Raw genomic sequence first — 24,262 nt, 5'->3', positions numbered from 1 at the left:
CCGTGTCAGGTACCGGGGTAGACGACCAGCGTTTGCTGGCCGGTTTCGGGTCAGTACTGCTCGTCCTCGACGAATGCGTCGTCCTCGTCGTCGCCGTACGCCGCCAGAGCAGCGTGCGGGTCGAAGCCGGGCGCGCTGTCCTTGAGGGACAGACCCATCTCGACCAGCTTGGCCTTGACCTCGTCGATGGACTTCGCACCGAAGTTGCGGATGTCGAGCAGGTCCTGCTCCGAGCGGCTGATGAGCTCACCCACGGTGTGGATGCCCTCGCGCTTGAGGCAGTTGTAGGACCGGACGGTCAGCTGCAGGTCCTCGACCGGGAGGGCGAGGTCGGCAGCCAGCTGCTCGTCGACGGGCGACGGGCCGATGTCGATGCCCTCGGCCTCGACGTTGAGCTCGCGCGCCAGGCCGAAGAGCTCGACCAGGGTCTTGCCGGCCGAGGCGATCGCGTCGCGGGGACGGATCGACGGCTTGGTCTCGACGTCGATGACGAGCTTGTCGAAGTCGGTGCGCTGCTCGACACGAGTCGCCTCGACCTTGTAGGTGACCTTCATGACCGGGCTGTAGATCGAGTCGACCGGCATCCGGCCGATCTCGTTGTCCGCGCCCTTGTTCTGGACGGCGGACACATAGCCACGGCCACGCTCCACGACCAGCTCCATCTCCAGCTTGCCCTTGTCGGACAGCGTGGCGATCTTGAGGTCGGGGTTGTGCACCTCGACACCGGCCGGAGGCGCGATGTCAGCGGCGGTCACGTCACCGGCACCCGACTTGCGCAGGTACATCGTGACTGGCTCGTCGTGCTCCGAGGAGACGACCAGGCCCTTGAGGTTGAGGATGATCTCGGTGACGTCTTCCTTGACGCCCTCGATCGTCGAGAACTCGTGAAGGACGGTGTCGACCTTGATGCTGGTGACCGACGCACCCGGGATGGAGCTCAGGAGCGTACGGCGCAGCGAGTTGCCGAGGGTGTAGCCGAAGCCAGGCTCCAGCGGCTCGATCACGAACCGCGAGCGGAACTCGTCGACGGACTCTTCCGACAGGGTGGGGCGCTGTGCGATGAGCACTGGTTCTTTCCTTTCCGGACCTACCCGCTATTTGACAGATCCGAATGTGACTGGTGACGGAAGGATGGTTGGCGCCTGCCCCACCGCGAAGCGGGGCAGGCGCCGGGAGTCACTTCTTCGAGTAGTACTCGACGATGAGCTGCTCCTGGACCGGGAGGTCGATCTGGGCCCGGACCGGGACCTGGTGCACGAGGACACGCATCCGCGACGGGATCGCCTCGAGCCACGCGGGGACGACGCGCTCGCCGTGGGTCTCGCGAGCCACGATGAACGGGGTCATCTCCAGCGACTTCTCACGCACGTCGATGACGTCGTGAGCGGTGACCTGGAACGACGGGATGTCGACCTTCTTGCCGTTCACCAGGAAGTGACCGTGCGACACGAGCTGACGCGCGTGGCGACGGGTCCGGGCGAACCCGGCGCGGTAGACGACGTTGTCGAGGCGGCACTCCAGCAGCTGGAGCAGGTTGTCACCGGTCTTGCCGGCGCGACGTGATGCCTCGACGTAGTAGTTGTGGAACTGACGCTCCATCACGCCGTAGGTGAAGCGAGCCTTCTGCTTCTCCTGCAGCTGAGAGCGGTACTCGCTCTCCTTGATGCGCGCGCGGCCGTGCTGGCCGGGGGGGTAGGGGCGGCGCTCGAAAGCGGAGTCGCCACCGACGAGGTCAACGCCGAGGCGGCGCGACTTCCGGGTCATGGGACCGGTGTAACGGGCCATTTCTACAAGTCTCCTGTACTCGGTCGCTGATCAGACGCGGCGGCGCTTGGGCGGGCGGCAGCCGTTGTGGGGCGTGGGCGTGACGTCCTGGATGGTGCCGACCTCGAGGCCGATCGCACCCAGGGACCGGATCGCCGTCTCGCGGCCCGAACCCGGACCCTTGACGAAGACGTCGATCTTCTTCATGCCGTGCTCCATCGCCCGGCGTCCGGCAGCCTCAGCGGCCATCTGCGCAGCGAACGGGGTGGACTTGCGGGAGCCCTTGAAACCGACGGTGCCGGCCGAGGCCCACGAGATGACCGCCCCGGTGGGGTCGGTGATCGTGACGATCGTGTTGTTGAACGTGCTCTTGATGTGGGCTTCACCCACGGCGACGTTCTTCTTCTCCTTGCGGCGCACCTTCTTGGCGCCAGCCGCGGTGCGGCTCTTGGGAGGCATGCAGTTATCTCCTGAAGTAGCTGGTCTGTGAGTGGGAAGGAAGTGAGATCCGACAGCTCATGCGAGCTGGTCGAGATCGATCACTTGGCCTTCTTCTTGCCGGCAACCGTGCGCTTCGGGCCCTTGCGGGTCCGAGCGTTGGTCTTGGTGCGCTGACCGCGGACCGGGAGGCCCTGACGGTGGCGGCGACCCTGGTAGCTGCCGATCTCGATCTTGCGACGGATGTCAGCCTGGACCTCGCGACGGAGGTCACCCTCGATCTTGAAGTTGGCTTCGATCGCGTCACGGAGCTTGACCAGCTCTTCGTCCCCCAGCTCGTGGACGCGGAGGTCGGGGCTGACCCCGGTGGTCTCCAGGAGCTGCTGGGCGCGGGTACGGCCGATGCCGTAGATGTAGGTGAGTGCGATCTCGATGCGCTTGTCGCGCGGGAGGTCAACACCAACGAGGCGTGCCATGTGGCGGTTTCCTTCTCGGTTCCACAGAGGTGTCTGTCGTGACGCGTCCCGGCCCTCGTCGGACGGGCTCCGGCCTTCTGCTCCGGAGGTGATTCGGACCCTGCTGGGCCCTAAGCGATCACGTTGAGGTGTGTTGAGTTGTGGGCTGAATCAGCCCTGGCGCTGCTTGTGACGCGGGTTCTCGCAGATCACCATGACGCGGCCGTGGCGACGAATCACCTTGCACTTGTCGCAGATCGCCTTGACGCTCGGCTTGACCTTCACTGGGGAGGGCCCTTTCAGTTGGCTGCTTACTTGTAGCGGTAGACGATCCGACCCCGAGTGAGGTCGTACGGCGACAGCTCCACCACCACGCGGTCCTCGGGGAGGATCCGGATGTAGTGCTGGCGCATCTTGCCGCTGATGTGGGCGAGGACCTTGTGCCCGTTGCTCAGCTCAACGCGGAACATGGCATTTGGCAGGGCTTCCGTAATGGTGCCCTCGAGCTCGATCACGCCTTCTTTCTTCGGCATGTCCTCCACAATCTGTCGATCGGTTGTCTACCGTGGTGCACCGGTGCCGGGCTGGGCCGGAACCGGGTCGGACCGCGAACCTCCACCGCACGGATGCGGTGGTGGACCTCGTGCGGCCGCTCCGAGAACCTCATCCCCGGCACGCCAGCGGACCGCTCTTGCGAGCGAGTCATCCAGCTTCCGGGCAGCCGCGAGGCACCACAGAGCAGACCCACGTTGGGCCGACACGCCAGTTTACGCGGAAACCGCCGGGAAACACGAATTCGGCGGGCGAGGTCACCCAGCCAGCAGGCGCAGCGTCTCCTCGCGGGCGGGACTCCGATCGGGGTCGGTGCCTGTGTAGGCAGCGCCGACCGGGTGGACCATCACCTCGTCGACGTCGTACGTCGCGGCGAGCTCGTCGATCCGCGCCCGCGCGGTCTCCGGCGAGCCGATCACCCAGCGCTGCGCCATCGCGTCGACCAGGTCCTGGTGAGCCTGCGGGAGCTCGACCTTCTCCGCCTCCTCCACCAGGCGTTGCGGCCTGAGGTCCCCGCCGGTACGCAGCGTCAGCATCGCCTGGAGCTGGGGCAGCGCCAACCGGTACGCCTCCTCGTCGGTCTCGGCGACGGACACGTTGACGGTGAGGAAGGTTCGCGGCTCGGCGAGCTCGGGCGAAGGGCGGAAGGTCGAGCGGTAGAGCTCGAGCGCCTCGGCGGTGCCGCTGCCGGAGAAGTGGTGGGCGAAGACGTAGGGCATGCCCTTCTCCGCCGCCAGCCGTGCCGAGTAGTCCGAGGAGCCGAGCAGCCAGATGGTCGGCACCGACCGCGCGCCCGGTGTGGCCTTCAACGGATAGGTGCGGCCCTGGACCGACAACCCGACGCCGTCGGGCTCCATCATCGCGAGCACGTTGTCGACGTACTCCGGGAAGTGCGTGACGGCTTCGTCGCTCACCCCGCCGGCGCCGTGTCGCAGGGCGTAGCTGGTGACCGGATCGCTGCCCGGCGCGCGGCCGATCCCCAGGTCGATCCGCCCGGGGAAGGCGGCCTCCAGCAGCGCGAACTGCTCGGCGATCACGAGCGGCGCGTGGTTGGGCAGCATCACGCCGCCCGAGCCGACCCGGATCCGGGAGGTCGCACCCGCGACCAACCCGATCAGCACGGGCGGGTTGGTGGCCGCGACCGCCGGCATGTTGTGGTGCTCGGCCAACCAGTAGCGCTCGTAGCCGAGCTCGTCGGCGACCCGGGCCATCGCCAGCGTCGACGCCAGCGCCTCCCCGGTGTCCTGGTCGCTGCGGACCGGTACGAGGTCGAGCACGGACAGGGTCGTACGGCGTTCGCTCACCCTGGGACAACCCCGCCCGTGACCCCGACTATTCCGCGGCGGCTGCGGCGCGGTCCTTCTTGTCCTTGGCCAGGCTGGCGACGCCGGTGACCAGCAGCGTCACGATGATCACGCCGAGGCTGAACAGGGACGAGATGTCCGGCACGTCGACATGCTCGCCACCGTTGATGAACGACAGCTCGTTCTCGTGCAACGCGTGCAGGACGAGCTTGACCCCGATGAAGGCGAGGATGAAGGACAGCCCCAGCGACAGGTAGACGAGGCGCTCGAGCAGCCCGCCGAGCAGGAAGTAGAGCTGGCGCAGCCCCATCAGCGCGAAGACGTTGGCCGTGAAGACCAGGTACGGCTCCTGGGTGATGCCGAAGATCGCGGGGATCGAGTCCAGCGCGAAGAGCAGGTCGGTCGTGCCGAGCGCGACGATCACGATCAGCATCGGGGAGATGACACGAGCGCCGTTCTCGCGGTACCAGAGCTTGAGGCCCCGGTACTCCTCGCCGACGTTGAGGTGGTTCTGGGCGAACCGGACGACCCGGTTGTTCTCCGGGTGCTCGTCCTCGTGGCTGCGGTAGCTCTTGACCAGGGTGACGGCCGTGTAGACCAGGAACGCGCCGAAGATGTAGAAGACCCAGCTGAAGTTGTTGATGAGCTGGTAGCCCAGTGCGATGAAGATGCCGCGGAAGATCAGCGCCAGGATGATGCCCACCATCAGGGCCTCCTGCTGGTACTCCCGGGGCACCTTGAGCGCGGCCATCAAGATGATGAACACGAAGAGGTTGTCGATGGAGAGCGAGTACTCCGTCAACCAACCGGCATAGAACTGGATCCCCATGTCGTGACCGTGGGACAGCCAGATCCAGGCCCCGAACACGACGGCCGCGCCGATGTAGACGCTGAGCGCGACGATGCACTCCTTGAACGACGGCTCGTGCGGGTCGCGCGCGATCACGATCACGTCGAAGAGGAGTACGGCGACCGTGACACCGATGGTGACGGTCCATTCGAGGGTGGAGATCTCCACAGACAGCTCCTGCACTAGGGGGACGACAAGTCGTCAGAGGTCTCTTCCGCCGCCTGAACGACCTACGGGCCCGGAGTTCTCACTCGTGTTGACGAACCCGCAGCTGAGGAATACTCCCCCCTGCGTGGATCATCCTGTCACACGTGCTCAGCGACCACCGAAACGCACACCCAGCTCGGTCAGCTGCTGCTCGCCGCCGTCGAGTGCGGTCAGCACCCAGGTGCCCTCCGGCGTGATCGTGAACGTGTGCTCGAAGTGCGCGGCCAGGCTCCCGTCGCTGGAGACGACGGTCCACTCGTCCTCGAGGAGGTCGGTCTCCTTGGTCCCCAGCGTGATCATCGGCTCGACCGCGAGCGCGAGCCCCGGCACCAGGCGTGGCCCCTTGCCCGGGCGTCCGTAGTTGGGGACGTCGGGCGGCTGGTGCATCGCTGAGCCGATGCCGTGGCCGGTGTAGTCCTCGACGATCCCGAACCTGCCCTGAGCCCGGACGTACCGCTCGACGGCGTGGGAGATGTCCGTGACGCGGCCGCCGAGGTGAGCAGCGGCGATCCCCCGCCACATGGCCTGCTCGGTGACGTCCATCAGAGCGGTGACCTCCGCAGGCACCGCGCCGACGGCCACGGTGATGGCGGCGTCGCCGTGCCAGCCGTCCACGATGGCGCCGCAGTCGATCGAGATGACGTCGCCGTCCACGAGGACTCGCTCCCCCGGGATCCCGTGCACGACCTCGTCGTTGACCGACGCACAGATCGAGGCGGGGAAGCCGTGGTAGCCCAGGAACGAGGGGGTCGCACCCGCAGAGCGGATGCTCTCCTCGGCGATGCCGTCGAGCTCAGCCGTGGAGATGCCGGCTCGGACGTGGCCGCGCAGCAGCTCGAGCGTGCCGCCCACCACGAGGCCGGCCTTGCGCATGGCGTCGATCTGCTCCGGCGACTTGATCTCGATGCCGCGGTCCAGGAGACCCATGACTACCTCAGGACTCGGGGATGACGTCCAGCGCTTCGAAGATGCGAGCGGTGACATCGGCGACCTCGCCGAGACCGTCGATCTCGTGCACGATGCCGCGGGCCCGGTAGACCTCGATCAGCGGGTCGGTCTGCTCGAGGTAGACCTCCTGGCGGCGCCGGATGACGTCCTCGGTGTCATCGGCCCGGCCCTCGACCTGCGCGCGCTGCAGCAGACGGGCGACGATCTCGTCCTGGTCGACCGTCAGGCAGACCACAGCGTCGAGCGCGTGGCCCGAGAACTTGATCATCCCGTCGAGCTCCTCGACCTGCGCCAGCGTGCGCGGGTAGCCGTCGAGGAGGAAGCCGGAGACCGCGTCGGGCTCGTCGATGCGGTTGCGCACCATGAGGTTGGTGACCTCATCCGGCACGTACTCGCCCGCGTCCATGTAGCGCTTCGCCTCGAGGCCGAGCTCCGTCCCCTCGGAGACGTTGGCGCGGAAGATGTCGCCGGTCGAGACCGCGGGGATCTTGAAGTGCTCGGCGATGAACTTCGCCTGCGTGCCCTTACCTGCCCCGGGCGGGCCCATGATGATCAAGCGCATTAGCGGAGGAATCCTTCGTAGTTGCGCTGCTGGAGCTGGCTCTCGATCTGCTTCACCGTGTCGAGCGCGACGCCGACCATGATCAGGATGCTGGTGCCACCGAACGGGAAGTTCTGGTTGGCCTCGATCACCGCGAAGGCGATCAGCGGGAGCAGAGCGACGAGGCCGAGGTAGAGAGCACCAGGCAGCGTGATGCGGGACAAGACATAGGAGAGGTACTCCTCGGTCGGCTTGCCCGCCCGGATCCCGGGGATGAAGCCGCCGTACTTCTTCATGTTGTCTGCCACCTCTTGCGGGTTGAAGGTGATGGAGACGTAGAAGTACGTGAAGAAGACGATCAGCGCGAAGAACAGGATCATGTAGATCGGGTGGTCACCGCGCACCAGGTGGGCGTTGACCCAGTCCAGGACCGACGAGCTGGAGTTCTGGTTGAACTGGACGATCATCGCCGGCAGGTAGAGCAGCGACGAGGCGAAGATGACGGGGATGACGCCCGCCTGGTTGACCTTCAGCGGGATGTACGTCGAGCTGCCGCCGAACATCTTGCGACCGACCATCCGCCGGGCGTACTGCACCGGGATCCGGCGCTGCGACTGCTCGACGAAGATGACCGCGGCGATGACGACGAGACCGATCACCAGCACGACGCCGAGGACCCACCAGCCCTTCTGCTGCTGGACCGCCCACAGCGATGCCGGGAAGCCGGCGACGACCTGGGTGAAGATCATCAGCGACATGCCGTTGCCGATGCCGTGTTCGGTGATGAGCTCACCCAGCCACATGATCACGGCGGTGCCGGCCGTCATGGTGACGACCATGACCAGGAATGTCGAGGTCCCGTTGTCGTGCAGCAGCGGGAAGGTCTCTGGGTCACAGCCCTGGAGCAGGTTGCCCGAGCGTGCGAGCGCCACGATGCCGGTCGCCTGCAGTACGGCGAGGCCGAGAGTCAGGTAGCGGGTGTACTGGGTGATCTTGGTCTGACCCGACTGCCCCTCCTTCTTCAGGGCCTCGAGCCGCGGGATCACCACGACCAACAGCTGCAGGATGATGCTCGCCGTGATGTACGGCATGATCCCCAGCGCGAAGATCGTCAGCTGGAGCAGCGCACCACCGGAGAACAGGTTGACCAGGTTGTAGAGCCCGGCGCTGTCGCCATCTTTGGCGATGTCGACACAGGCACGGACGTTGGCCACGTCGACGCCCGGGGTAGGGATCTGAGATCCAAGCCGGAAGATCACAATGATCAACAGGACGAACAGCAGCTTGCGCCGCAGGTCCGGAGTCCGGAAAGCGTTCGCGAACGCGCTCAGCACGAGATCCTCTTTCTCCAAGCGTGAAGCGGTCCTCGCGTTCTACTACGCGAAAACCCGGGGAAGCCTAACAGGCCACCCGGAAGGGCCTGAATGCGCATCGGGCGCGGTGGCCCTGCCAGAGGACAGGACTACCGCGCCCAGGATGCTGGTGCAGGTCAAACCGGGATCACACCACGGTGGTGGTGCCGCCGGCAGCCTCGATCTTCTCCTTGGCCGAGCCGGAGAACGCGTTGGCGCTCACCTGCACGGACACCGACAGGTCGCCCTGGCCGAGGACCTTGACGGGGTGACCGTCTCGGACGGCACCCTTGGCGACGAGGTCGTCGACGCCGATGGTGCCACCCTCCGGGAAGAGCTCGTTGATGCGGTCGAGGTTGACGACCTGGAACTCGACCTTGAAGGGGTTCTTGAAGCCCTTGAGCTTCGGCAGACGCATGTGGATCGGCATCTGGCCACCCTCGAAGGCGACCGGGACCTGGTAGCGGGCCTTGGTGCCCTTGGTACCACGGCCGGCGGTCTTGCCCTTCGAGCCCTCACCGCGACCCACACGGGTCTTCGCGGTCTTGGCGCCGGGCGCCGGACGCAAGTGGTGCAGCTTGAGCGTCATGTCACTCGACCTCCTCGACCGTCACCAGGTGACGAACGGTGTTGACCATGCCACGGATCTCCGGGCGGTCTTCCTTCACGACAACGTCGCCGATCCGCTTGAGACCGAGCGTACGCAGGGTCTCGCGCTGGTTGGCCTTGATGCCGACGGTGCCCCGCTTCTGCTGGACCTTGAGCTGAGCCATCAGTGGGACACCTCCTCGGAGACACCCGCGGGGACCTCGAGGCGCGCCTTCAGCAGCGCGGCCGGGGCCACCTGCTCGACGGTCAGGCCACGACGAGCGGCGACAGCCTCGGGCTGCTCCAGCATCTTCAGGGCAGCGACCGTCGCGTGGACGATGTTGATCTGGTTGGACGACCCGAGCGACTTGCTCAGGATGTCGTGGATACCGGCACACTCGAGCACGGCTCGCACCGGGCCACCGGCGATCACACCGGTACCGGGCGCGGCCGGACGCAGCATGACCACGCCGGCAGCCTTCTCGCCCTGGACCGGGTGCGGGATCGTGCCCTGGATGCGGGGGACGCGGAAGAAGTTCTTCTTCGCCTCCTCGACACCCTTGGCGATCGCTGCCGGGACTTCCTTGGCCTTGCCGTAGCCGACGCCGACGAGACCGTCACCGTCACCGACGATCACGAGGGCGGTGAAGCTGAAGCGACGACCACCCTTCACGACCTTGGCGACACGGTTGATCGCGACGACGCGCTCGATGTAGGCGGTCTTCTCAGCGCCCTGGCCGCCGCGACGGTCGTCACGACCCCCCTGGCGCCCGCCACCACGCTGTCCGCGCTGGGCTCCGCTCATGAGACTCTTCCTCTTCTCTCTACTTCGTATCTATCGCGATCAGAAGGTCAGGCCGCCGGCGCGAGCGCCGTCCGCCAGGGCCGCGATGCGGCCGTGGTACTTGTTGCCGGCCCGGTCGAACACGACGTCCTCGACGCCGGCCGACTTGGCACGCTCGGCGACGAGCTCGCCGACCTTCTTGGCCTTCGCGGTCTTGTCGCCCGTGAAGCCGCGCAGGTCCGCCTCCATGGTGGAGGCGTACGCCAGCGTCTTGCCGACCAGGTCATCGACGACCTGGACGGTGATGTGCTTCGTCGAACGGGTGACCACCAGGCGCGGACGCTCGGCGGTACCGGAGATCTTCTTGCGACCCCGGACCTGGCGACGCAGTCGCGACTTCGCGCGTGCCGCGGTGTGCTTGTTGTTAGAAAGTGAGATCGCCATGAGTCACTTACCAGCCTTTCCGACCTTGCGGCGGATGTGCTCACCCGAGTAGCGAACGCCCTTGCCCTTGTAGGGCTCCGGCTTCCGCAGCTTGCGGATGTTCGCAGCAACCTCACCGACGAGCTGCTTGTCGATGCCCTGGACACCGAGCTTCGTCGGCGTCTCCACCGCGAACGTGATGCCCTCGGGGGCGTTGAACGTGATCGGGTGCGAGTAGCCGAGCTGGAACTCCAGCTGGGTCGGACCCTTGGACAGGACGCGGTAACCCACGCCCACGATCTCGAGCTTCTTCTCGTAGCCCTCGGTCACACCCACGACCATGTTGTTGACCAGGGTGCGGGTGAGGCCGTGCAGAGCCTTGCTCTGACGCTCGTCGTCGGGACGCTTGACGTCCAGGACGCCATCGCCCTGCTCGACCGTGATCGGCTCCGCAACGGTGTGGGACAGGGTGCCCTTGGGGCCCTTGACCGTCACCAGCGGACCATCGATCGCGATGTCGACACCGGACGGGACCGCGACGGGGAGCTTGCCAATACGCGACATGCTGTTCTTCTCCTTCTCGGTCTCGTCGTTACCAGACGTAGGCGAGGACTTCCCCACCCACGCCCTTCTGGTTTGCCTGGCGGTCGGTCAGCAGGCCCTGGCTCGTCGAGATGATCGCGACGCCCAGTCCGCCGAGCACCTTCGGGAGACCCGTGTGCTTGGCGTAGACCCGGAGGCCAGGCTTGCTGATGCGGCGCACGCCAGCGATCGAACGCTCGCGGTTGCGGCCGTACTTCAGGGTGATGGTCAGCGTCTTGCCGACCTCGCCCTCGGCGGGCTCGGCCACGTCGTACGACGTGATGTAGCCCTCCTGCTTGAGGATGTCGGCAACACCCTGCTTGAGCTTGCTGTACGGCATGGTCACCGCATCGTGGTACGCCTGGTTGGCGTTGCGCAGACGAGTGAGCATGTCTGCGATCGGGTCAGTCATCGTCATGATGTTTTTCTTTCTCGCCGTGGTTTCGCACCGCGCTCTGCCGACGGGCAGGCCGGGCGACCTTCAGCGTGTTGAAGTGATTACCAGGAGGACTTGGTCACGCCGGGGAGCTCGCCACGGTGTGCCATCTCCCGGAGGCAGATGCGGCACAGGCCGAACTTCCGGTAGACGGCCTTCGGGCGGCCGCAGCGCTGGCAGCGGGTGTAGCCACGCACCGCGAACTTCGGCTTGCGGGCGGCCTTGACCTTGAGAGCGGTCTTCGCCATGTCAGTTCTCCTTGAACGGGAAGCCGAGCTGCTTCAACAGCGCGCGACCCTGCTCGTCGTTGGTGGCGGTCGTGACGATGGTGATGTCCATACCGCGCGACCGGTCGATCCGGTCCTGGTCGATCTCGTGGAACATGACCTGCTCGGTCAGGCCGAAGGTGTAGTTGCCGCGACCGTCGAACTGGCCCGGGTTCAGGCCGCGGAAGTCACGGATCCGGGGCAGCGCCAGCGACAGCAGGCGGTCCAGGAACTCCCACATCCGGTCGCCGCGCAGGGTGGTGTGCGCGCCGATCGGCATGCCCTCACGCAGCTTGAACTGCGCGATGGACTTGCGGGCCTTGGTGACGAGGGGCTTCTGACCGGTGATCGCGGTGAGGTCCTTGACCGCACCCTCGATCAGCTTCGAGTCGCGAGCGGCCTCGCCGACACCCATGTTGACCACGATCTTGGTCAGGCCGGGCACCTGCATGACGTTGGCGATGTCGAACTCGCTCTTGAGAGCGGGCAGGATCTCCTCGCGGTACCGCGTCTTGAGACGCGGTGCTGCAGTGGTGGTCTCAGTCATCAGATTTCCTTGCCGGTCTTGCGCGAGATGCGAACGCTGCGCTCAGCCTGGTACGTCGAGCCGTCGGGACGGCGCTTGGTGACCTCGTCACGGCGGAAGCCGATCCGGGTCACGCTGCCGCCCTCGACGAGCATCACGTTCGAGATGTGGATCGGAGCCTCGGCGGTGATGATGCCGCCGGTGGTGCCGGCGCGGCCGCCCTGGTTGACGACCTTGGTGTGCCGCTTGATGCGGTTGACACCCTCGACGATCACCCGCTGCTCCTCACGGAGCACCTGGATGACCTTGCCCTCGGCACCCTTGTCCTTGCCAGCGATCACCTTGACGGTGTCGCCCTTCTTGATGTTCACGCTGTTCTTGCCCATGAGTCAGAGCACCTCCGGTGCGAGCGAGATGATCTTCATGAACTTCTTCTCGCGAAGCTCGCGGCCCACGGGGCCGAAGATACGGGTGCCTCGCGGCTCACCGTCGGTCTTGAGAATCACGGCGGCGTTCTCGTCGAAGCGGATGTACGAACCGTCCGGGCGGCGGCGCTCCTTGACCGTGCGAACGATGACGGCCTTGACGACGTCACCCTTCTTCACGTTGCCACCGGGGATCGCGTCCTTCACGGTGGCGACAATGACGTCGCCGATACCGGCGTAGCGCCGACCCGAGCCACCGAGAACACGGATGCAAAGGATTTCCTTCGCACCGGTGTTGTCGGCGACCTTGAGTCGCGACTCCTGCTGGATCATCAGTTTCTCCTGGTTGTCGAGCTGGTTCTCAGCGCTTCACGAGCGATGAGCCTGGCCGAACTTCATTGGGGTTTGTCCGGTCCCGTCCGAGGACGAGGCGCGAAGCGTTACTTGGCCTTCTCGAGGATCTCGACGACGCGCCAGCGCTTGGTGGCCGACAACGGGCGGGTCTCCATGAGGAGCACGCGGTCGCCGATGCCGCACTCGTTGTTCTCGTCGTGCGCCTTGTACTTGCTGGTCCGACGAAGGACCTTGCCGTACATGGCGTGCTTGACGCGGTCCTCGACCGACACGACGACGGTCTTGTCCATCTTGTCGGAGACGACCAGGCCCTCACGGACCTTGCGGGCGTTCCGCTCAGCGGTCTGCTCGCTCACTTGGCGTCACCATCCTCGTTGCTGTCCTGCTCATCAGAGTCTTGGCCCGGGGTCGGCCGGATGCCGAGCTCGCGCTCACGCACCACCGTGTAGATCCGGGCGATGTCCTTCTTGACCGTCCGCAGACGACCGTGGCTCTCCAGCTGGCCGGTGGCCGCCTGGAAGCGGAGGTTGAAGAGCTCCTCCTTGGCCTCGCGCAGCTTGGACTCGAGGTCCACAGCGTTCAGGTCGTCGAGCTCGTGAGACTTGACTGCCATCAGAATTCACCTGCCTCACGGGAAATGAACCGGCACTTCATCGGGAGCTTGTGCATCGCGCGGCGCATGGCCTCGCGGGCAGTCGTCTCGTCGACGCCGGAAAGTTCGAACATCACACGGCCGGGCTTCACGTTGGCGATCCACCACTCCGGGGAACCCTTACCGGAACCCATGCGGGTCTCAGCAGGCTTCTTGGTCAGCGGGCGGTCCGGGTAGATGTTGATCCAGACCTTGCCGCCACGCTTGATGTGGCGGGTCATCGCGATACGAGCCGACTCGATCTGCCGGTTCGTGACGTAGTGACCCTCGATCGCCTGGATGCCGAAGTCGCCGAAGGCGAGCTTCGTGCCACCCTTGGCCGCACCCGTCCGCTTGGGGTGGTGCTGCTTGCGGTGCTTGACACGACGGGGCATCAACATGGCTCAGGCCTCCTTCGGGGTGTCGGCGGCGGGAGCCGAGGCCTCGACCGGCGCGTCAGCGGCGGGAGCGGCGTCGCCGCGGTCCGCACGCGTCGGACGGTCGGCACGGGTGCCGCGCGTCGGGCGGTCGTTGCCACGGGCACCGTCACGCTGCGGGCGACCGCTGCGACCGGGGACACCGGCGCGGGCGGCGGCCTGGGCCTGGCGCTCGGCACGGGTGCCGGCAACCTCACCCTTGTAGATCCAGACCTTCACGCCGATGCGGCCGAAGGTCGTCTTGGCCTCGTAGAAGCCGTAGTCGATGTCGGCACGCAGCGTGTGCAGCGGGACGCGACCCTCGCGGTAGAACTCGGTGCGCGACATCTCGGCACCGTTGAGGCGACCGGAGCACTGGATCCGGATGCCCTTGGCACCGGACCGCATCGAGGTCTGCATGGCCTTGCGCATGGCGCGACGGAACTGCACGCGGCCGGTGAGCTGCTCGGCAACGCCCTGGGCGACCAGCTGAGCGTCGATCTCGGGGTTCTTGACCTCGAGGATGTTCAGCTGGACCTGCTTGCCGGTGAGCTTCTCGAGCTCGCCACGGATGCGATCGGCCTCGGCGCCGCGGCGACCGATGACGATGCCGGGACGCGCGGTGTGGATGTCCACACGGACGCGGTCACGGGTGCGCTCGATCTCGACCTTGGCAATGCCGGCCCGCTCCATGCCCTTGGAGAGCAGCTTGCGGATGGCGACGTCCTCGCCGACGTACGACTTGTAGAGCTTGTCGGCGTACCAACGGCTCTTGTGGTCCGTCGAGATGCCCAAGCGGAAGCCGTTCGGGTTGATCTTCTGGCCCATCAGGCACTCTTCCTCTTCTTGGGGGTCGCCTTCGCCGCAGCTACGACCTCGGCCGGCTGGACGACCAGCGTGATGTGGCTGGTGCGCTTGTTGATGCGGGTCGCACGACCCTGCGCACGCGGACGCCACCGCTTCATCGTGGGGCCCTCGTCGACCTGCGCGACGGAGATCACCAGGTCGTTCGTGGCGAGACCCTCAGTGGTCTCGGCATTCGCGACGGCGCTGTTGAGCACCTTCAGGACGGTCTCGGCGGCGGCCTGCGGCGCGAACTTCAGCAGCGGACGGGCCTCCTCGACGGTCATGCCGCGGACCATGTCGACGACACGCCGGGCCTTCATCGGGGTGATCCGCACGAAGCGGGCACTCGCGTAGGCGCCCGGCTGGTCGCCGAGAAGCGTCTCGCGGCGCGCGCTGGTGCGCTGGCGCTCGGTGGTGCTCATCGACGACGCCCCTTCCGGTCTTCCTTGACGTGCCCGCGGTAGGTGCGGGTGGGAGCGAACTCCCCGAGCTTGTGGCCGACCATCGCGTCGGTCACGAAGACCGGAACGTGCTTGCGACCGTCGTGGACCGCGATCGTGTGGCCGATCATGTCGGGGATGATCATGGAGCGGCGTGACCACGTCTTGATGACGTTGTGGGAGCCCTTGGCGTTCTCGGCGTCCACCTTCTTCTGAAGGTGGTCGTCGATGAAGGGGCCCTTCTTCAGGCTACGAGGCATATCTGTTACTTCCTACCCTTGCCGGTCTTGCGGCGACGGATGATCTGGGAGTCGCTGGCCTTGCGCTTGCGCGTACGGCCCTCGGGCTTGCCCCACGGCGAGACCGGGTGGCGGCCACCGGAGGTCTTGCCCTCTCCACCACCGTGCGGGTGGTCGACCGGGTTCATGACGACACCACGGACGGTCGGGCGCTTGCCCTTCCAGCGCATGCGGCCGGCCTTGCCCCAGTTGATGTTGGACTGCTCGGCGTTGCCGACCTCACCCACGGTGGCGCGGCAGCGCACGTCCACGAACCGCATCTCGCCCGAGGGCAGACGCAGCGTGGCGCGGGAGCCCTCACGGGCAACGAGCTGAGCGCTGTTGCCGGCCGAGCGGGCGATCTTCGCACCGCCACCGGGACGCAGCTCCACGCAGTGGATCGTCGTACCGACGGGGATGTTGCGCAGCGGCAGGTTGTTGCCCGGCTTGATGTCGGCGTTGGGACCCGACTCGACCGGCGTGCCCTGCACCAGGTCCTTCGGCGCGATGATGTAGCGCTTCTCGCCGTCGGCGTAGTGCAGCAGCGCGATGCGCGCGGTGCGGTTCGGGTCGTACTCGATGTGCGCGACCTTGGCCGGCACGCCGTCCTTGTCGTAGCGACGGAAGTCGATGATGCGGTAGGCCCGCTTGTGACCGCCACCCTGGTGCCGGGTGGTGATCCGGCCCTGGTTGTTGCGGCCGCCCTTCTTGGGCAGCGGACGCGTCAGCGACTTCTCCGGAGTGGTCCGGGTGATCTCGACGAAGTCGGCGACCGACGAGCCGCGACGGCCCGGGGTGGTCGGCTTGTACTTACGGATAGCCATGTGTCTTCAGTCCTCTAGTCCGCGCCGGTCAGGAGACCGGGCCTCCGAAGATGTCGATGCGGTCACCCTCGGCGAGGCTGACGATCGCGCGCTTCGTGTCCTTGCGCTTGCCCAGGCCGTTGCGGGTGCGCCGCGTCTTGCCCGCGCGGTTCAGCGTGTTGACCGAGGTCACCTTGACGTTGAAGATCTTCTCGACCGCGATCTTGATCTCGGTCTTGTTCGCGTCCGGGTGCACCAGGAAGGTGTACTTGTTCGCGTCGAGGAGCGAGTAGCTCTTCTCGGACACGACCGGCGCGAGCAGGATGTCGCGGTGGTCCTTGTGCAGGGTGCTCACTTGGCATCCTCCTCGATCTTCGTGCCGCCGCTCACCAGAGCGTCGAAGGCGCCCTTGGTGAAGACAACGTCGTCAGAGGCCAGCACGTCGTAGGTGTTGAGCTGGTCGACAGCCACGATGTGCACCTCGGGGGCGTTGCGCAGCGACAGCCAGGTGACCGAGTCGGTGCGCTCGAGCACGACGAGGAAGTTGCTGCGGTCCGAGACCGACGCCAGGGCGGCGATAGCGGCCTTGGTCGACGGCACCTCGGCGCTGACCAGCGACTCGATGACGTGCACGCGGTCGTTGCGGGCCCGGTCGGAGAGGGCGCCACGCAGGGCGGCGGCCTTCATCTTCTTGGGGGTCCGCTGGTCGTAGTCACGCGGCTTGGGGCCGTGGACGACGCCACCACCGGCGAACTGCGGCGCGCGGGTCGAGCCCTGGCGGGCGCGACCGGTGCCCTTCTGCTTGTAGGGCTTGCGGCCACCGCCGCGGACCTCGCCGCGACGCTTGGTGGACGCGGTGCCCTGACGAGCAGCGGCCTGCTGGGCCACGACGACCTGGTGGATCAGCGGGATGTTGACCTCGACGTCGAAGATCTCGGCGGGAAGGTCGACTGTGACCTTCTTGGGGGCCGAGGCCTTCGCGGCGCTCTTCTTCGTGGCAGTCTTCTTCGCGGCGGGCTTCTCAGTGGTAGCCATGCTCAGACCTCCTGCGGCTTCTTGGCGGCCGTACGGAGGACCACGAGTCCGCCCTTGGGGCCGGGAACGGCACCCTTGAGCAGGATCAGGCCCTTCTCGACGTCGACGGCGTGGACGGTGATGTTCTGGGTCGTGACGGTGTCGGAACCCATCCGGCCCGCCATCCGGGTGCCCTTGAACACGCGACCGGGGGTAGCGCAGGCACCGATCGAGCCGGGCTTGCGGTGGTTGCGGTGCGCGCCGTGGGACGCCGAGACGCCGTGGAAGCCGTGCAGCTTCATGACGCCGGCGAAGCCCTTGCCCTTGCTGGTGCCGGTCACGTCGACCTCGTCGCCGGCGGCGAACGTGTCGACGGGCAGCTCCTGGCCGACCGTGTAGTCGGTCGCGAGGGCGGTGCGGATCTCCACGATGTGGCGGCGCGGCGTGGTGCCCGCCTTGGTGAACTGGCCGGCCAGCGGCTTGTTCACCTTGCGGCCGTCGATCTCGCCGTAGCCCACCTGGACGGCGTTGTAGCCGTCGACGGAGGGGGTGCGAACGAGGGTCACCACGTTGGCACCGGCATCGATGACCGTCACGGGGACGACCTTGTTGTTCTCGTCCCAGACCTGGGTCATGCCGAGCTTGGTGCCCAGCAGCCCCTTCACGTTGCGTTCGAAAGTCATGTCCTCGACCTCAGAGCTTGATCTCGATGTCCACACCGGCAGGCAGGTCGAGACGCATCAGCGAGTCAACCGTCTTCGGAGTGGGGTCGATGATGTCGATGAGGCGCTTGTGGGTGCGCATCTCAAAGTGCTCGCGGGAGTCCTTGTACTTGTGGGGCGAGCGGATGACGCAGTACACGTTCTTCTCGGTCGGCAGCGGCACCGGGCCGGCGACCTTGGCACCCGTGCGGGTAACCGTGTCCACGATCTTGCGCGCCGAGGTGTCGATCACCTCGTGGTCATAGGCCTTGAGCCTGATGCGGATCTTCTGTCCCGCCATAGGTCTCTCTCGTCCTTCTCGATCTGTACCGCGTACGTGTTGCGAGCGTCCTCCGGCTTGAGTCGGCCCTTCCCTGCTGCTTCTCCACCCCGCCCGCTCCGACCCCCGCGGTCGGGCGTGTCGCGAAGTTGAGACGCAACACGAGACCGGGATCTCGCACTTGGTGTTGGTGGCGCCTGACGGTTCGTCAGGCAGATCGGGTCTCCGGTTCGGTGCGGCCACAGGCCAAGACCACTGAGTTTGTCCAGGAGACGCGATTCAATAGTCAAGATGTGGTGCACCCCGGCAACCCGGCCGAGGCAACCGAACTATCTTGACAGAGATCCGGCACCACGCCAAATTCCCCGGCCCTTCGGCCGGAGCTTGCGACGGGCGAGGGCTCAGCCGGGGAGATTGAGGAGCGTCGGCGCGGACCCGAGCGAAGCGAGGGAACGCGCGACGCGTCTCGAAATCTACCGAACCAGCGGGCCGGGAAACGATTCGATGCGGACACCAGGCGTGCCGGGCTATCGTCCCCACATGCAGAACGAGAACGCGTTCCACTTCGCCGCCGAAGGTGCCGGCTTCCCGATCCCCGTTGTGGTCTGGGGCACCGGCAACATGGGCCGAGCGGCGATCCGGTCGATCGACGCCCACCCGGGCCTGGAGCTGGCCGCCGTGCTCGTCTCCTCCCCCGCCAAGGTCGGCCGCGACGCGGGCGACCTGGCCGGTCTGGATCGCTCGCTCGGCGTCGCGGCGACCACCGACGTCGACGCGGCCCTCGCGGCGCTCGGCGGGGCCGGAGCCGTCGCCTACACGGCGTCGGGCGACATCCGGCCGGCCGCCGCGGCAGCCGACGCCGCACGGTGCCTCAGCGCTGGAGCCGTGGTCGTGACCCCGGCGCTCTATGCGCTCTACGACCACCGCAGCGCGCCGCCGGAGCTCACCGGCCCCCTGCTGGCGGCAGCCAAGGAAGGTGCGAGCGCGCTCTTCGCCAGCGGCGTGGACCCGGGCTGGGGCAACGACGTGCTCCCGGTGCTCGTCAGCGCGATGGCCGGCACCGTCGACGAGGTCCGGTGCCAGGAGATCTTCGACTACTCGACCTACGACCAGCCCGACTCGGTGCGGCTGCTGGTCGGCATGGGCCAGCCGATGGACTACGAGCCCCCGATCGTGGCGGCCGGCGTACCGACCATGGTGTGGGGTGGCCAGGTTCGGATGATCGCCCGGGCGCTCGGCGTCGAGCTGGACGAGATCCGCGAGACGCTCGAGCGGCGACAGCTCGAGGTCGACGTCACCAATGCGATGGGACTGTTCGAGGCAGGCACTCAGGGCGCGCTCCGCTTCGAGGTGCAGGGCGTCGTCGACGGCGTCCCCCGCATCGTGATCGAGCACGTGACCCGGATCGGGGCCGACTGCGCCCCCGACTGGCCACTGCCGCCCGACGGCGGCGCCGGCGCACACCGCGTCGTGATCGAGGGCCGCCCCCGCATCGAGGTGAGCCTGGAGGCCACCGACGAGGGCGACAACCGCGCCGCCGGCGGCAACGCCACCGCCGCCAACAGACTGGTCAACGCCATCCCCTGGCTGACCGCAGCAGAGCCCGGCCTGTACGACGGGCTCGACGTACCTCTCGCCCCCGCGAGCGGCCGCATCGGAAGGAGCACACCGTGATCATCGACCTGCCCGAGGACAAGGACCCGATCATGTACGTGTGGGGTGAGATGGTGCCCGGCATCGGGGTGGCGGCCTCGAAGTTCGCCGGCGCCGTCTACGAGCACACGACCCTCGGCCTCCGTGAGTTCGAGGCCGCCAGGCTCCGAATCGCCCAGATCAACGGCTGCCTCTTCTGCCAGGACTGGCGCACCGAGCGCGACGGGGCGAAGGTCGAGGCCACCTTCGCCGACGCTGTGACCGACTGGCGCACCACGGCGGACTTCGACGACCGCACCCGCCTCGCCGCGGAGTACGCCGAGCGGTACGCGCTCGACCACCACGGGCTCGACGACGCCTTCTGGACCCGGATGAAGGCGCACTACAGCGACCGGGAGATCGTCGAGATCTCGATGTGCCTGGGTTCGTGGCTCGCCTTCGGCCGCCTCAACCACGTGCTCGGCCTCGACGCCGCCTGCGTGCTGCCCAGCCACGCCGTACCGCAACAGACGGGGCACTGAGCCTGTCAGGATGTGCCCATGTCGGGGACCGAGGGATATCCACCGCCGGGTGGTGGCCCGGGCCAGCCACCGCCACCCGGATGGACCCCGCCGCCGCCTCCCCCACCGCCGACCTGGGGCAGACCGCCTAGCTACGGACCTGGCTACGGACCTGGCTACGCGCCTCGTTACGCGCCCGGTCCCCCACCTCCGCAGTGGGCACCGGGCATGCTGGGCGCGGCCCACAAGCCGGGCGCGATGCCGCTGCGGCCACTGGGACTCGGCGACATCTACGACGCGGCGTTCCGGATCATCCGTTTCAACCCGAAGGCGACCGTCGGCGCGGCCGTGCTGGTCGCGGCCTTCGCCATGGCGATCCCGGTTGTCGTGACGGCCGCGGTCGCCCTGGCGGTGGACTTCTCCGCCGACGCGTCCGGAGACGACACCGCCGAGATCGTGAGCGGCGTCGCCGTTGGCGGCGCGTTCGTCCTCGGCACGGTCCTGCAGTACGTCGGCATGATCTTCGTGACCGGGATGGTCGCTCACGTCGCCGCCGCCGCCGCAGTCGGGCGCCGGCTCTCGCTGGCCGAGGCGTGGGCAGCTACCCGCGGCACTCGGTGGCGCCTGGTCGGCGTGACGCTGCTCATCGGTCTGATCTGGCTGGTCGTGCTCGGCGGGTACGTCGGAGCCTCGGTGCTCCTGATCGTGCTCATCGACTGGTGGGTCGCTGCCCTGATCTGGTTCGTGTTCAGCGGAGCGGCTCTCGTCGCCCTGCTGTGCTGGACCTGGATCCGGGTGACCTACTTGGCGGTGCCGGCCCTGGCGATCGAGCGGATCGGCGTGTTCGCAGCCATCGGCCGCGGCTATCGCCTGACCCGCAAGCAGTTCTGGCGCACGTTCGGGATCGGCCTCCTCACGGTCGTCATCACGCTGGTCGCCGCCCAGATCCTCACCGTGCCGTTCTCCATCGTCGGCCAGGTCGCGGGCCTCGCCATCCCCGACACGGGCGTCGCGGTCCTGGTGCTCGTCGTCGTCAACGCTCTCGGCTCGGTGCTCGCCACCGCGTTCGTCGCCCCGTTCACGTCGGCGGTGACGTCGCTGCAGTACCTCGACCAGCGGATGCGCAAGGAGGCGTACGACGTCGAGCTGATGACGCAGGCGGGGATCACCACCTCGTGAGCCTCCTGCTGCGGGTGCTCACCTCGGAGCCACCGCTCGACCCCTCGGGGGATGAAGCGCGGTCCCTGCTGCGCCGCGAACTGGTGCACCCGGAGTACCACGAGCGCAACGTCTTCGAGCAGATCCTGAACTGGCTCGACCGCCTGATCAGCAGCGCGATCGACGGGGCGTCGAAGGCACCGCCGCTGTCGACGTTCGCAGCGATCGTCGCCTTGCTGCTGCTCGGGCTGGCTCTCGCATGGCTGCTGTCGCGGGCACGCCGTACGCCCCGCGCAGCCGGTCGATCCGGACCGGTCGTCGAGGACGTGGCGGTGACGGCCGCCGAGCTGCGGTCAGCCGCCGAGCGGGCACTCGCCGAAGGACGCAACGCCGAGGCGTTGGTCGACGGCTTCCGGGCCCTGACCGTGCGGCAGGTCGAGCGCGGCTGGCTCGACGACCGACCGGGCGCCACCGCACACGAGGTCGCCGACGCCCTGGCGTCGACCTATCCCGACCAACGGACGCGGGTCTCCGGCACCGCGGAGCTCTTCGACGCGGTCCGGTACGGCGACCGGCCGGCCACCCGCGACCAGGCGGCCGACGTACTGGCGCTCGACGACGCCCTGGCGGGTCGTCGGTGAGCGCCCCGACCGCGGCGCCGGAGCGCACCGGCCGCCGTCACATCAACCGTTCCTCGGTGCTGATCTTCCTCGGCCTGGTCGTCGCCGTCCTCACCGTCATCGTGCTCGCCGGCCAGGGCGCGGCTCGCTACGCCGACCTGGATCCCGAGAACGCGGACCCCAACGGCGCGCGCGCCCTGGCCCAGGTGCTCGATGACCAGGGCGTCGAGGTCGACGTCGTCCGCAGCGCCGACGACCTCGACGACACCGACATCGACGCCGACACGACGGTGGTGGTCACCTCGACCGAGCTCCTCGGCCAGAGCACCACCGACCGGCTCGTCGAGCGGGCCGCAGCCGGCCGGCTGGTGATCGTCGACGCCGGCCCCGGCACCACCGACGCGTTCGGCCTCAGCACGTTGCCCATGGGCGTCGAGGTCGGCGACGCGGTCGAGGCGGACTGCGCCGATCCGACGTACGCCGAGCTGTCGGTCGCCGTGGACTTCGGCTTCGCCTATCCCGTCGACGGCGGCTGCTTCCGGACCGACGACGGCGCCCTGCTCGCCGAGCCTCGTCCGGGAATCGTGCTCCTGGGAGCCGGACAGGCCCTGAGCAACGACCAGGTACTGCGGGCGGACAACGCGGCCGTCGGCCTGCGGCTGCTCGGCCAGACCGACCGGCTTGTCTGGTACGTCCCTTCTCTCGACGACCTCGTCGCCGACGACGGCGTGAGCCTGGCGACGCTGCTGCCGCGCTGGCTGCGCCCGGCGCTCTGGCTGCTCGCGATCGCGACGATCGCCCTGCTCGTGTGGCGGTCCCGCCGACTCGGGGCGCTGGCCATCGAGCCGCTGCCGGTGGCGGTGAAGGCCATCGAGACCACCCGGAGTCGGGGCCGGCTCTACCGCAAGGCCGGCGACCGGGCACACGCCGCGTCCGTACTGCGCTCGGCCGCCCGGATCCGGGCGGCCGAGCGGCTGCGCCTGGGCAGCCACCCCGACCCGGACACCCTGATCCGCGACGTGGCCCGCCACACCGGCCGTCCGGTCGCCGACATCGGCGCCCTGCTGGGGCCTCACGCCGCACCACCCGCGAACGACCACGACCTGATCACCCTGGCCGACCAGCTGGCCGAGCTCGACAGAGAGGTACGCCGACCATGAGTGACACCCCCACCGGGCAGGAGGCGCGCGAGCGCCTGGCCGCCGTACGCACGGAGGTCGCGAAGGCCGTCGTCGGCCAGGATGCCGCCGTCTCCGGCCTGCTGGTCGCCCTGCTCTGCGGCGGCCACGTGCTGATGGAGGGCGTGCCGGGCGTCGCCAAGACGCTGCTGGTGCGTACCCTCGCCGGTGCGCTGTCGGTGGACACCCGGCGGGTGCAGTTCACGCCCGACCTGATGCCCGGCGACATCACCGGCTCGATGGTGATCGACAGCCGGCAGGGCGAGCTCAGCTTCCGCGAGGGGCCGATCTTCACCAACCTGCTGCTGGCCGACGAGATCAACCGGACCCCACCCAAGACCCAGTCCGCGCTGCTGGAGGCGATGGAGGAGGGACAGGTCTCGGTCGACGGCGTCTCGCGGCCGCTCCCGAGGCCGTTCCTGGTGGCGGCGACCCAGAACCCGGTCGAGTACGAAGGGACCTATCCACTCCCTGAGGCCCAGCTCGACCGGTTCCTGCTCAAGGTCGTGCTGCCGATCCCCGACCGCAACGCGGAGCTGGAGATCCTGCGACGGCACGCGGCCGGCTTCGACCCGCGCGACGTCGCCGGGGCCGGCGTACGACCGGTCGCCGGGGCGGCCGACATCGCCGCAGGCCGGGCTGCCGTCAACCAGGTGCAGGTCAGCCCCGAGGTCGCGGGCTACATCGTCGACATCGCCCGCGCGACCCGGGAGTCACCGTCGCTGAGCCTGGGCGTCAGCCCCCGTGGTGCCACCGCGCTGCTGCGCTCCGCTCGCGCCTGGGCCTGGCTGACCGGTCGCGACTTCGTCACTCCCGACGACGTCAAGGCACTTGCCCACGCGACGCTCGTGCACCGATTGGGCCTGCGTCCGGAGGCCGAGCTCGAGGGCGTCGAGGTCGCCCAGGTCCTGGCGTCCGCGCTCGGCTCGGTGCCGGTCCCCCGGTAGGT

General features: G+C 67.8%; 38 protein-coding genes. 6 read left to right on the top strand and 32 right to left on the bottom strand.

The genetic code is table 11. The annotated features are described in order from the left end of the window. Positions 1-50 precede the first annotated feature (50 nt). The 32 genes from ABEA33_RS14075 to rpsJ form a co-directional block, all read right to left on the bottom strand. The gene (locus tag ABEA33_RS14075; RefSeq protein ID WP_345522317.1) at positions 51-1,067 is read right to left on the bottom strand and encodes a DNA-directed RNA polymerase subunit alpha; all 1,017 of its coding nucleotides are present in this window, start codon (positions 1,065-1,067) and stop codon (positions 51-53) included. 109 nt (positions 1,068-1,176) lie between these two features. Further along, positions 1,177-1,785: a 30S ribosomal protein S4 gene (gene rpsD / locus ABEA33_RS14070; protein WP_345527415.1), complete on the bottom strand. Its 609-nt coding sequence runs from the start codon at positions 1,783-1,785 to the stop codon at positions 1,177-1,179. A gap of 30 nt (positions 1,786-1,815) precedes the next feature. Continuing rightward, a complete protein-coding gene (gene rpsK / locus ABEA33_RS14065; protein ID WP_028644819.1) occupies positions 1,816-2,223 on the bottom strand; it encodes a 30S ribosomal protein S11 in 408 nt (135 codons plus the stop codon). A gap of 80 nt (positions 2,224-2,303) precedes the next feature. Then, complete coding sequence (gene rpsM, locus ABEA33_RS14060; RefSeq protein WP_345527414.1) at positions 2,304-2,678, bottom strand: 30S ribosomal protein S13; 375 nt, start codon at positions 2,676-2,678, stop codon at positions 2,304-2,306. Between the two features lie 150 nt (positions 2,679-2,828). After that, on the bottom strand, positions 2,829-2,942 hold the full coding sequence (gene rpmJ, locus ABEA33_RS14055; protein WP_028644817.1) for a 50S ribosomal protein L36: 114 nt from the start codon (positions 2,940-2,942) through the stop codon (positions 2,829-2,831). A 26-nt stretch (positions 2,943-2,968) separates the two neighbouring features. Next, positions 2,969-3,190, bottom strand: a complete 222-nt coding sequence (gene infA / locus ABEA33_RS14050) for a translation initiation factor IF-1 (protein ID WP_026145687.1) — start codon at positions 3,188-3,190, stop codon at positions 2,969-2,971. A 276-nt stretch (positions 3,191-3,466) separates the two neighbouring features. Continuing rightward, on the bottom strand, positions 3,467-4,486 hold the full coding sequence (locus tag ABEA33_RS14045; RefSeq protein WP_345527413.1) for an LLM class flavin-dependent oxidoreductase: 1,020 nt from the start codon (positions 4,484-4,486) through the stop codon (positions 3,467-3,469). A 55-nt stretch (positions 4,487-4,541) separates the two neighbouring features. Then, entirely contained in the window at positions 4,542-5,531 is a 990-nt protein-coding gene (locus ABEA33_RS14040) for a TerC family protein (protein ID WP_345527412.1), read from the bottom strand. A gap of 147 nt (positions 5,532-5,678) precedes the next feature. Beyond that, positions 5,679-6,497: a type I methionyl aminopeptidase gene (gene map, locus ABEA33_RS14035; protein ID WP_345527411.1), complete on the bottom strand. Its 819-nt coding sequence runs from the start codon at positions 6,495-6,497 to the stop codon at positions 5,679-5,681. A 7-nt stretch (positions 6,498-6,504) separates the two neighbouring features. Continuing rightward, positions 6,505-7,080, bottom strand: a complete 576-nt coding sequence (locus ABEA33_RS14030; RefSeq protein WP_345527410.1) for an adenylate kinase — start codon at positions 7,078-7,080, stop codon at positions 6,505-6,507. Beyond that, a complete protein-coding gene (gene secY, locus ABEA33_RS14025) occupies positions 7,080-8,393 on the bottom strand; it encodes a preprotein translocase subunit SecY (RefSeq protein WP_345527507.1) in 1,314 nt (437 codons plus the stop codon). Before secY ends, ABEA33_RS14030 begins: the two co-directional genes overlap by 1 nt. A 166-nt stretch (positions 8,394-8,559) precedes the next feature. After that, entirely contained in the window at positions 8,560-9,000 is a 441-nt protein-coding gene (gene rplO / locus ABEA33_RS14020) for a 50S ribosomal protein L15 (RefSeq protein WP_345527409.1), read from the bottom strand. Between the two features lies 1 nt (position 9,001). Further along, positions 9,002-9,184 carry a 50S ribosomal protein L30 gene (rpmD, locus tag ABEA33_RS14015; RefSeq protein WP_028644811.1) on the bottom strand — a complete coding sequence of 61 codons (183 nt, stop codon included), beginning with the start codon at positions 9,182-9,184 and terminating at the stop codon, positions 9,002-9,004. Further along, positions 9,184-9,804 (bottom strand): 30S ribosomal protein S5, encoded by a 621-nt coding sequence (gene rpsE, locus ABEA33_RS14010; RefSeq protein WP_345527408.1) that lies wholly within the window; start codon positions 9,802-9,804, stop codon positions 9,184-9,186. The genes rpmD and rpsE overlap by 1 nt, the downstream gene beginning before the upstream one ends. 39 nt (positions 9,805-9,843) lie before the next feature. Beyond that, a complete protein-coding gene (gene rplR, locus ABEA33_RS14005) occupies positions 9,844-10,227 on the bottom strand; it encodes a 50S ribosomal protein L18 (RefSeq protein ID WP_345527407.1) in 384 nt (127 codons plus the stop codon). A gap of 3 nt (positions 10,228-10,230) precedes the next feature. Beyond that, the gene (rplF, locus tag ABEA33_RS14000) at positions 10,231-10,770 is read right to left on the bottom strand and encodes a 50S ribosomal protein L6 (protein ID WP_345527406.1); all 540 of its coding nucleotides are present in this window, start codon (positions 10,768-10,770) and stop codon (positions 10,231-10,233) included. Between the two features lie 28 nt (positions 10,771-10,798). After that, positions 10,799-11,206 carry a 30S ribosomal protein S8 gene (gene rpsH, locus ABEA33_RS13995; protein ID WP_182524550.1) on the bottom strand — a complete coding sequence of 136 codons (408 nt, stop codon included), beginning with the start codon at positions 11,204-11,206 and terminating at the stop codon, positions 10,799-10,801. Positions 11,207-11,286: 80 nt separating this feature from the next. Further along, complete coding sequence (locus tag ABEA33_RS13990) at positions 11,287-11,472, bottom strand: type Z 30S ribosomal protein S14 (RefSeq protein WP_011757321.1); 186 nt, start codon at positions 11,470-11,472, stop codon at positions 11,287-11,289. 1 nt (position 11,473) lies between these two features. Continuing rightward, positions 11,474-12,037: a 50S ribosomal protein L5 gene (gene rplE / locus ABEA33_RS13985; RefSeq protein WP_345527405.1), complete on the bottom strand. Its 564-nt coding sequence runs from the start codon at positions 12,035-12,037 to the stop codon at positions 11,474-11,476. Further along, entirely contained in the window at positions 12,037-12,402 is a 366-nt protein-coding gene (gene rplX / locus ABEA33_RS13980; RefSeq protein ID WP_345527404.1) for a 50S ribosomal protein L24, read from the bottom strand. The genes rplE and rplX overlap by 1 nt, the downstream gene beginning before the upstream one ends. A 3-nt stretch (positions 12,403-12,405) precedes the next feature. After that, positions 12,406-12,774 carry a 50S ribosomal protein L14 gene (gene rplN, locus ABEA33_RS13975; protein ID WP_203338561.1) on the bottom strand — a complete coding sequence of 123 codons (369 nt, stop codon included), beginning with the start codon at positions 12,772-12,774 and terminating at the stop codon, positions 12,406-12,408. Positions 12,775-12,881: 107 nt separating this feature from the next. Further along, positions 12,882-13,151 (bottom strand): 30S ribosomal protein S17, encoded by a 270-nt coding sequence (rpsQ, locus tag ABEA33_RS13970; RefSeq protein ID WP_345527403.1) that lies wholly within the window; start codon positions 13,149-13,151, stop codon positions 12,882-12,884. After that, positions 13,148-13,408 carry a 50S ribosomal protein L29 gene (gene rpmC, locus ABEA33_RS13965; RefSeq protein ID WP_345527401.1) on the bottom strand — a complete coding sequence of 87 codons (261 nt, stop codon included), beginning with the start codon at positions 13,406-13,408 and terminating at the stop codon, positions 13,148-13,150. Before rpmC ends, rpsQ begins: the two co-directional genes overlap by 4 nt. Beyond that, on the bottom strand, positions 13,408-13,827 hold the full coding sequence (gene rplP, locus ABEA33_RS13960; RefSeq protein WP_345527399.1) for a 50S ribosomal protein L16: 420 nt from the start codon (positions 13,825-13,827) through the stop codon (positions 13,408-13,410). The genes rpmC and rplP overlap by 1 nt, the downstream gene beginning before the upstream one ends. Before the next feature lie 3 nt (positions 13,828-13,830). Next, positions 13,831-14,670, bottom strand: a complete 840-nt coding sequence (gene rpsC, locus ABEA33_RS13955) for a 30S ribosomal protein S3 (protein WP_345527398.1) — start codon at positions 14,668-14,670, stop codon at positions 13,831-13,833. Further along, entirely contained in the window at positions 14,670-15,110 is a 441-nt protein-coding gene (rplV, locus tag ABEA33_RS13950; protein WP_345527397.1) for a 50S ribosomal protein L22, read from the bottom strand. Before rplV ends, rpsC begins: the two co-directional genes overlap by 1 nt. Next, the gene (rpsS, locus tag ABEA33_RS13945; RefSeq protein ID WP_056151906.1) at positions 15,107-15,388 is read right to left on the bottom strand and encodes a 30S ribosomal protein S19; all 282 of its coding nucleotides are present in this window, start codon (positions 15,386-15,388) and stop codon (positions 15,107-15,109) included. The genes rplV and rpsS overlap by 4 nt, the downstream gene beginning before the upstream one ends. Before the next feature lie 5 nt (positions 15,389-15,393). Further along, the gene (rplB, locus tag ABEA33_RS13940) at positions 15,394-16,230 is read right to left on the bottom strand and encodes a 50S ribosomal protein L2 (protein WP_345527396.1); all 837 of its coding nucleotides are present in this window, start codon (positions 16,228-16,230) and stop codon (positions 15,394-15,396) included. Positions 16,231-16,258: 28 nt separating this feature from the next. Further along, entirely contained in the window at positions 16,259-16,564 is a 306-nt protein-coding gene (gene rplW / locus ABEA33_RS13935) for a 50S ribosomal protein L23 (protein WP_345527395.1), read from the bottom strand. Next, positions 16,561-17,244 (bottom strand): 50S ribosomal protein L4, encoded by a 684-nt coding sequence (rplD, locus tag ABEA33_RS13930; protein ID WP_345527394.1) that lies wholly within the window; start codon positions 17,242-17,244, stop codon positions 16,561-16,563. Before rplD ends, rplW begins: the two co-directional genes overlap by 4 nt. Before the next feature lie 2 nt (positions 17,245-17,246). After that, positions 17,247-17,906 (bottom strand): 50S ribosomal protein L3, encoded by a 660-nt coding sequence (rplC, locus tag ABEA33_RS13925; protein WP_345527393.1) that lies wholly within the window; start codon positions 17,904-17,906, stop codon positions 17,247-17,249. A 10-nt stretch (positions 17,907-17,916) separates the two neighbouring features. Beyond that, positions 17,917-18,225, bottom strand: coding sequence for a 30S ribosomal protein S10 (rpsJ, locus tag ABEA33_RS13920; protein WP_008360994.1), 309 nt, complete (start codon positions 18,223-18,225; stop codon positions 17,917-17,919). Between the two features lie 519 nt (positions 18,226-18,744). Here rpsJ and ABEA33_RS13915 point away from each other — a divergent pair. The 6 genes from ABEA33_RS13915 (at position 18,745) to ABEA33_RS13890 (ending at position 24,260) form a co-directional block, all read left to right on the top strand. Beyond that, the gene (locus ABEA33_RS13915; protein ID WP_345527391.1) at positions 18,745-19,878 is read left to right on the top strand and encodes an NAD(P)H-dependent amine dehydrogenase family protein; all 1,134 of its coding nucleotides are present in this window, start codon (positions 18,745-18,747) and stop codon (positions 19,876-19,878) included. Beyond that, entirely contained in the window at positions 19,875-20,378 is a 504-nt protein-coding gene (locus tag ABEA33_RS13910; protein WP_345527390.1) for a carboxymuconolactone decarboxylase family protein, read from the top strand. Before ABEA33_RS13915 ends, ABEA33_RS13910 begins: the two co-directional genes overlap by 4 nt. 207 nt (positions 20,379-20,585) lie before the next feature. Beyond that, positions 20,586-21,536: a hypothetical protein gene (locus tag ABEA33_RS13905; RefSeq protein ID WP_345527389.1), complete on the top strand. Its 951-nt coding sequence runs from the start codon at positions 20,586-20,588 to the stop codon at positions 21,534-21,536. Next, positions 21,533-22,156, top strand: coding sequence for a DUF4129 domain-containing protein (locus tag ABEA33_RS13900; protein WP_345527388.1), 624 nt, complete (start codon positions 21,533-21,535; stop codon positions 22,154-22,156). Before ABEA33_RS13905 ends, ABEA33_RS13900 begins: the two co-directional genes overlap by 4 nt. Further along, positions 22,153-23,295, top strand: a complete 1,143-nt coding sequence (locus ABEA33_RS13895; protein WP_345527387.1) for a DUF4350 domain-containing protein — start codon at positions 22,153-22,155, stop codon at positions 23,293-23,295. The genes ABEA33_RS13900 and ABEA33_RS13895 overlap by 4 nt, the downstream gene beginning before the upstream one ends. After that, positions 23,292-24,260: an AAA family ATPase gene (locus tag ABEA33_RS13890; protein WP_345527386.1), complete on the top strand. Its 969-nt coding sequence runs from the start codon at positions 23,292-23,294 to the stop codon at positions 24,258-24,260. Before ABEA33_RS13895 ends, ABEA33_RS13890 begins: the two co-directional genes overlap by 4 nt. Positions 24,261-24,262: the final 2 nt, after the last annotated feature.

The organism is Nocardioides endophyticus (assembly GCF_039543845.1).
GTDB lineage: Bacteria > Actinomycetota > Actinomycetes > Propionibacteriales > Nocardioidaceae > Nocardioides > Nocardioides endophyticus.
The sequence above is the reverse complement of the archived record's forward strand: the minus strand, read 5'-3'. Positions and strand labels throughout refer to the sequence as shown.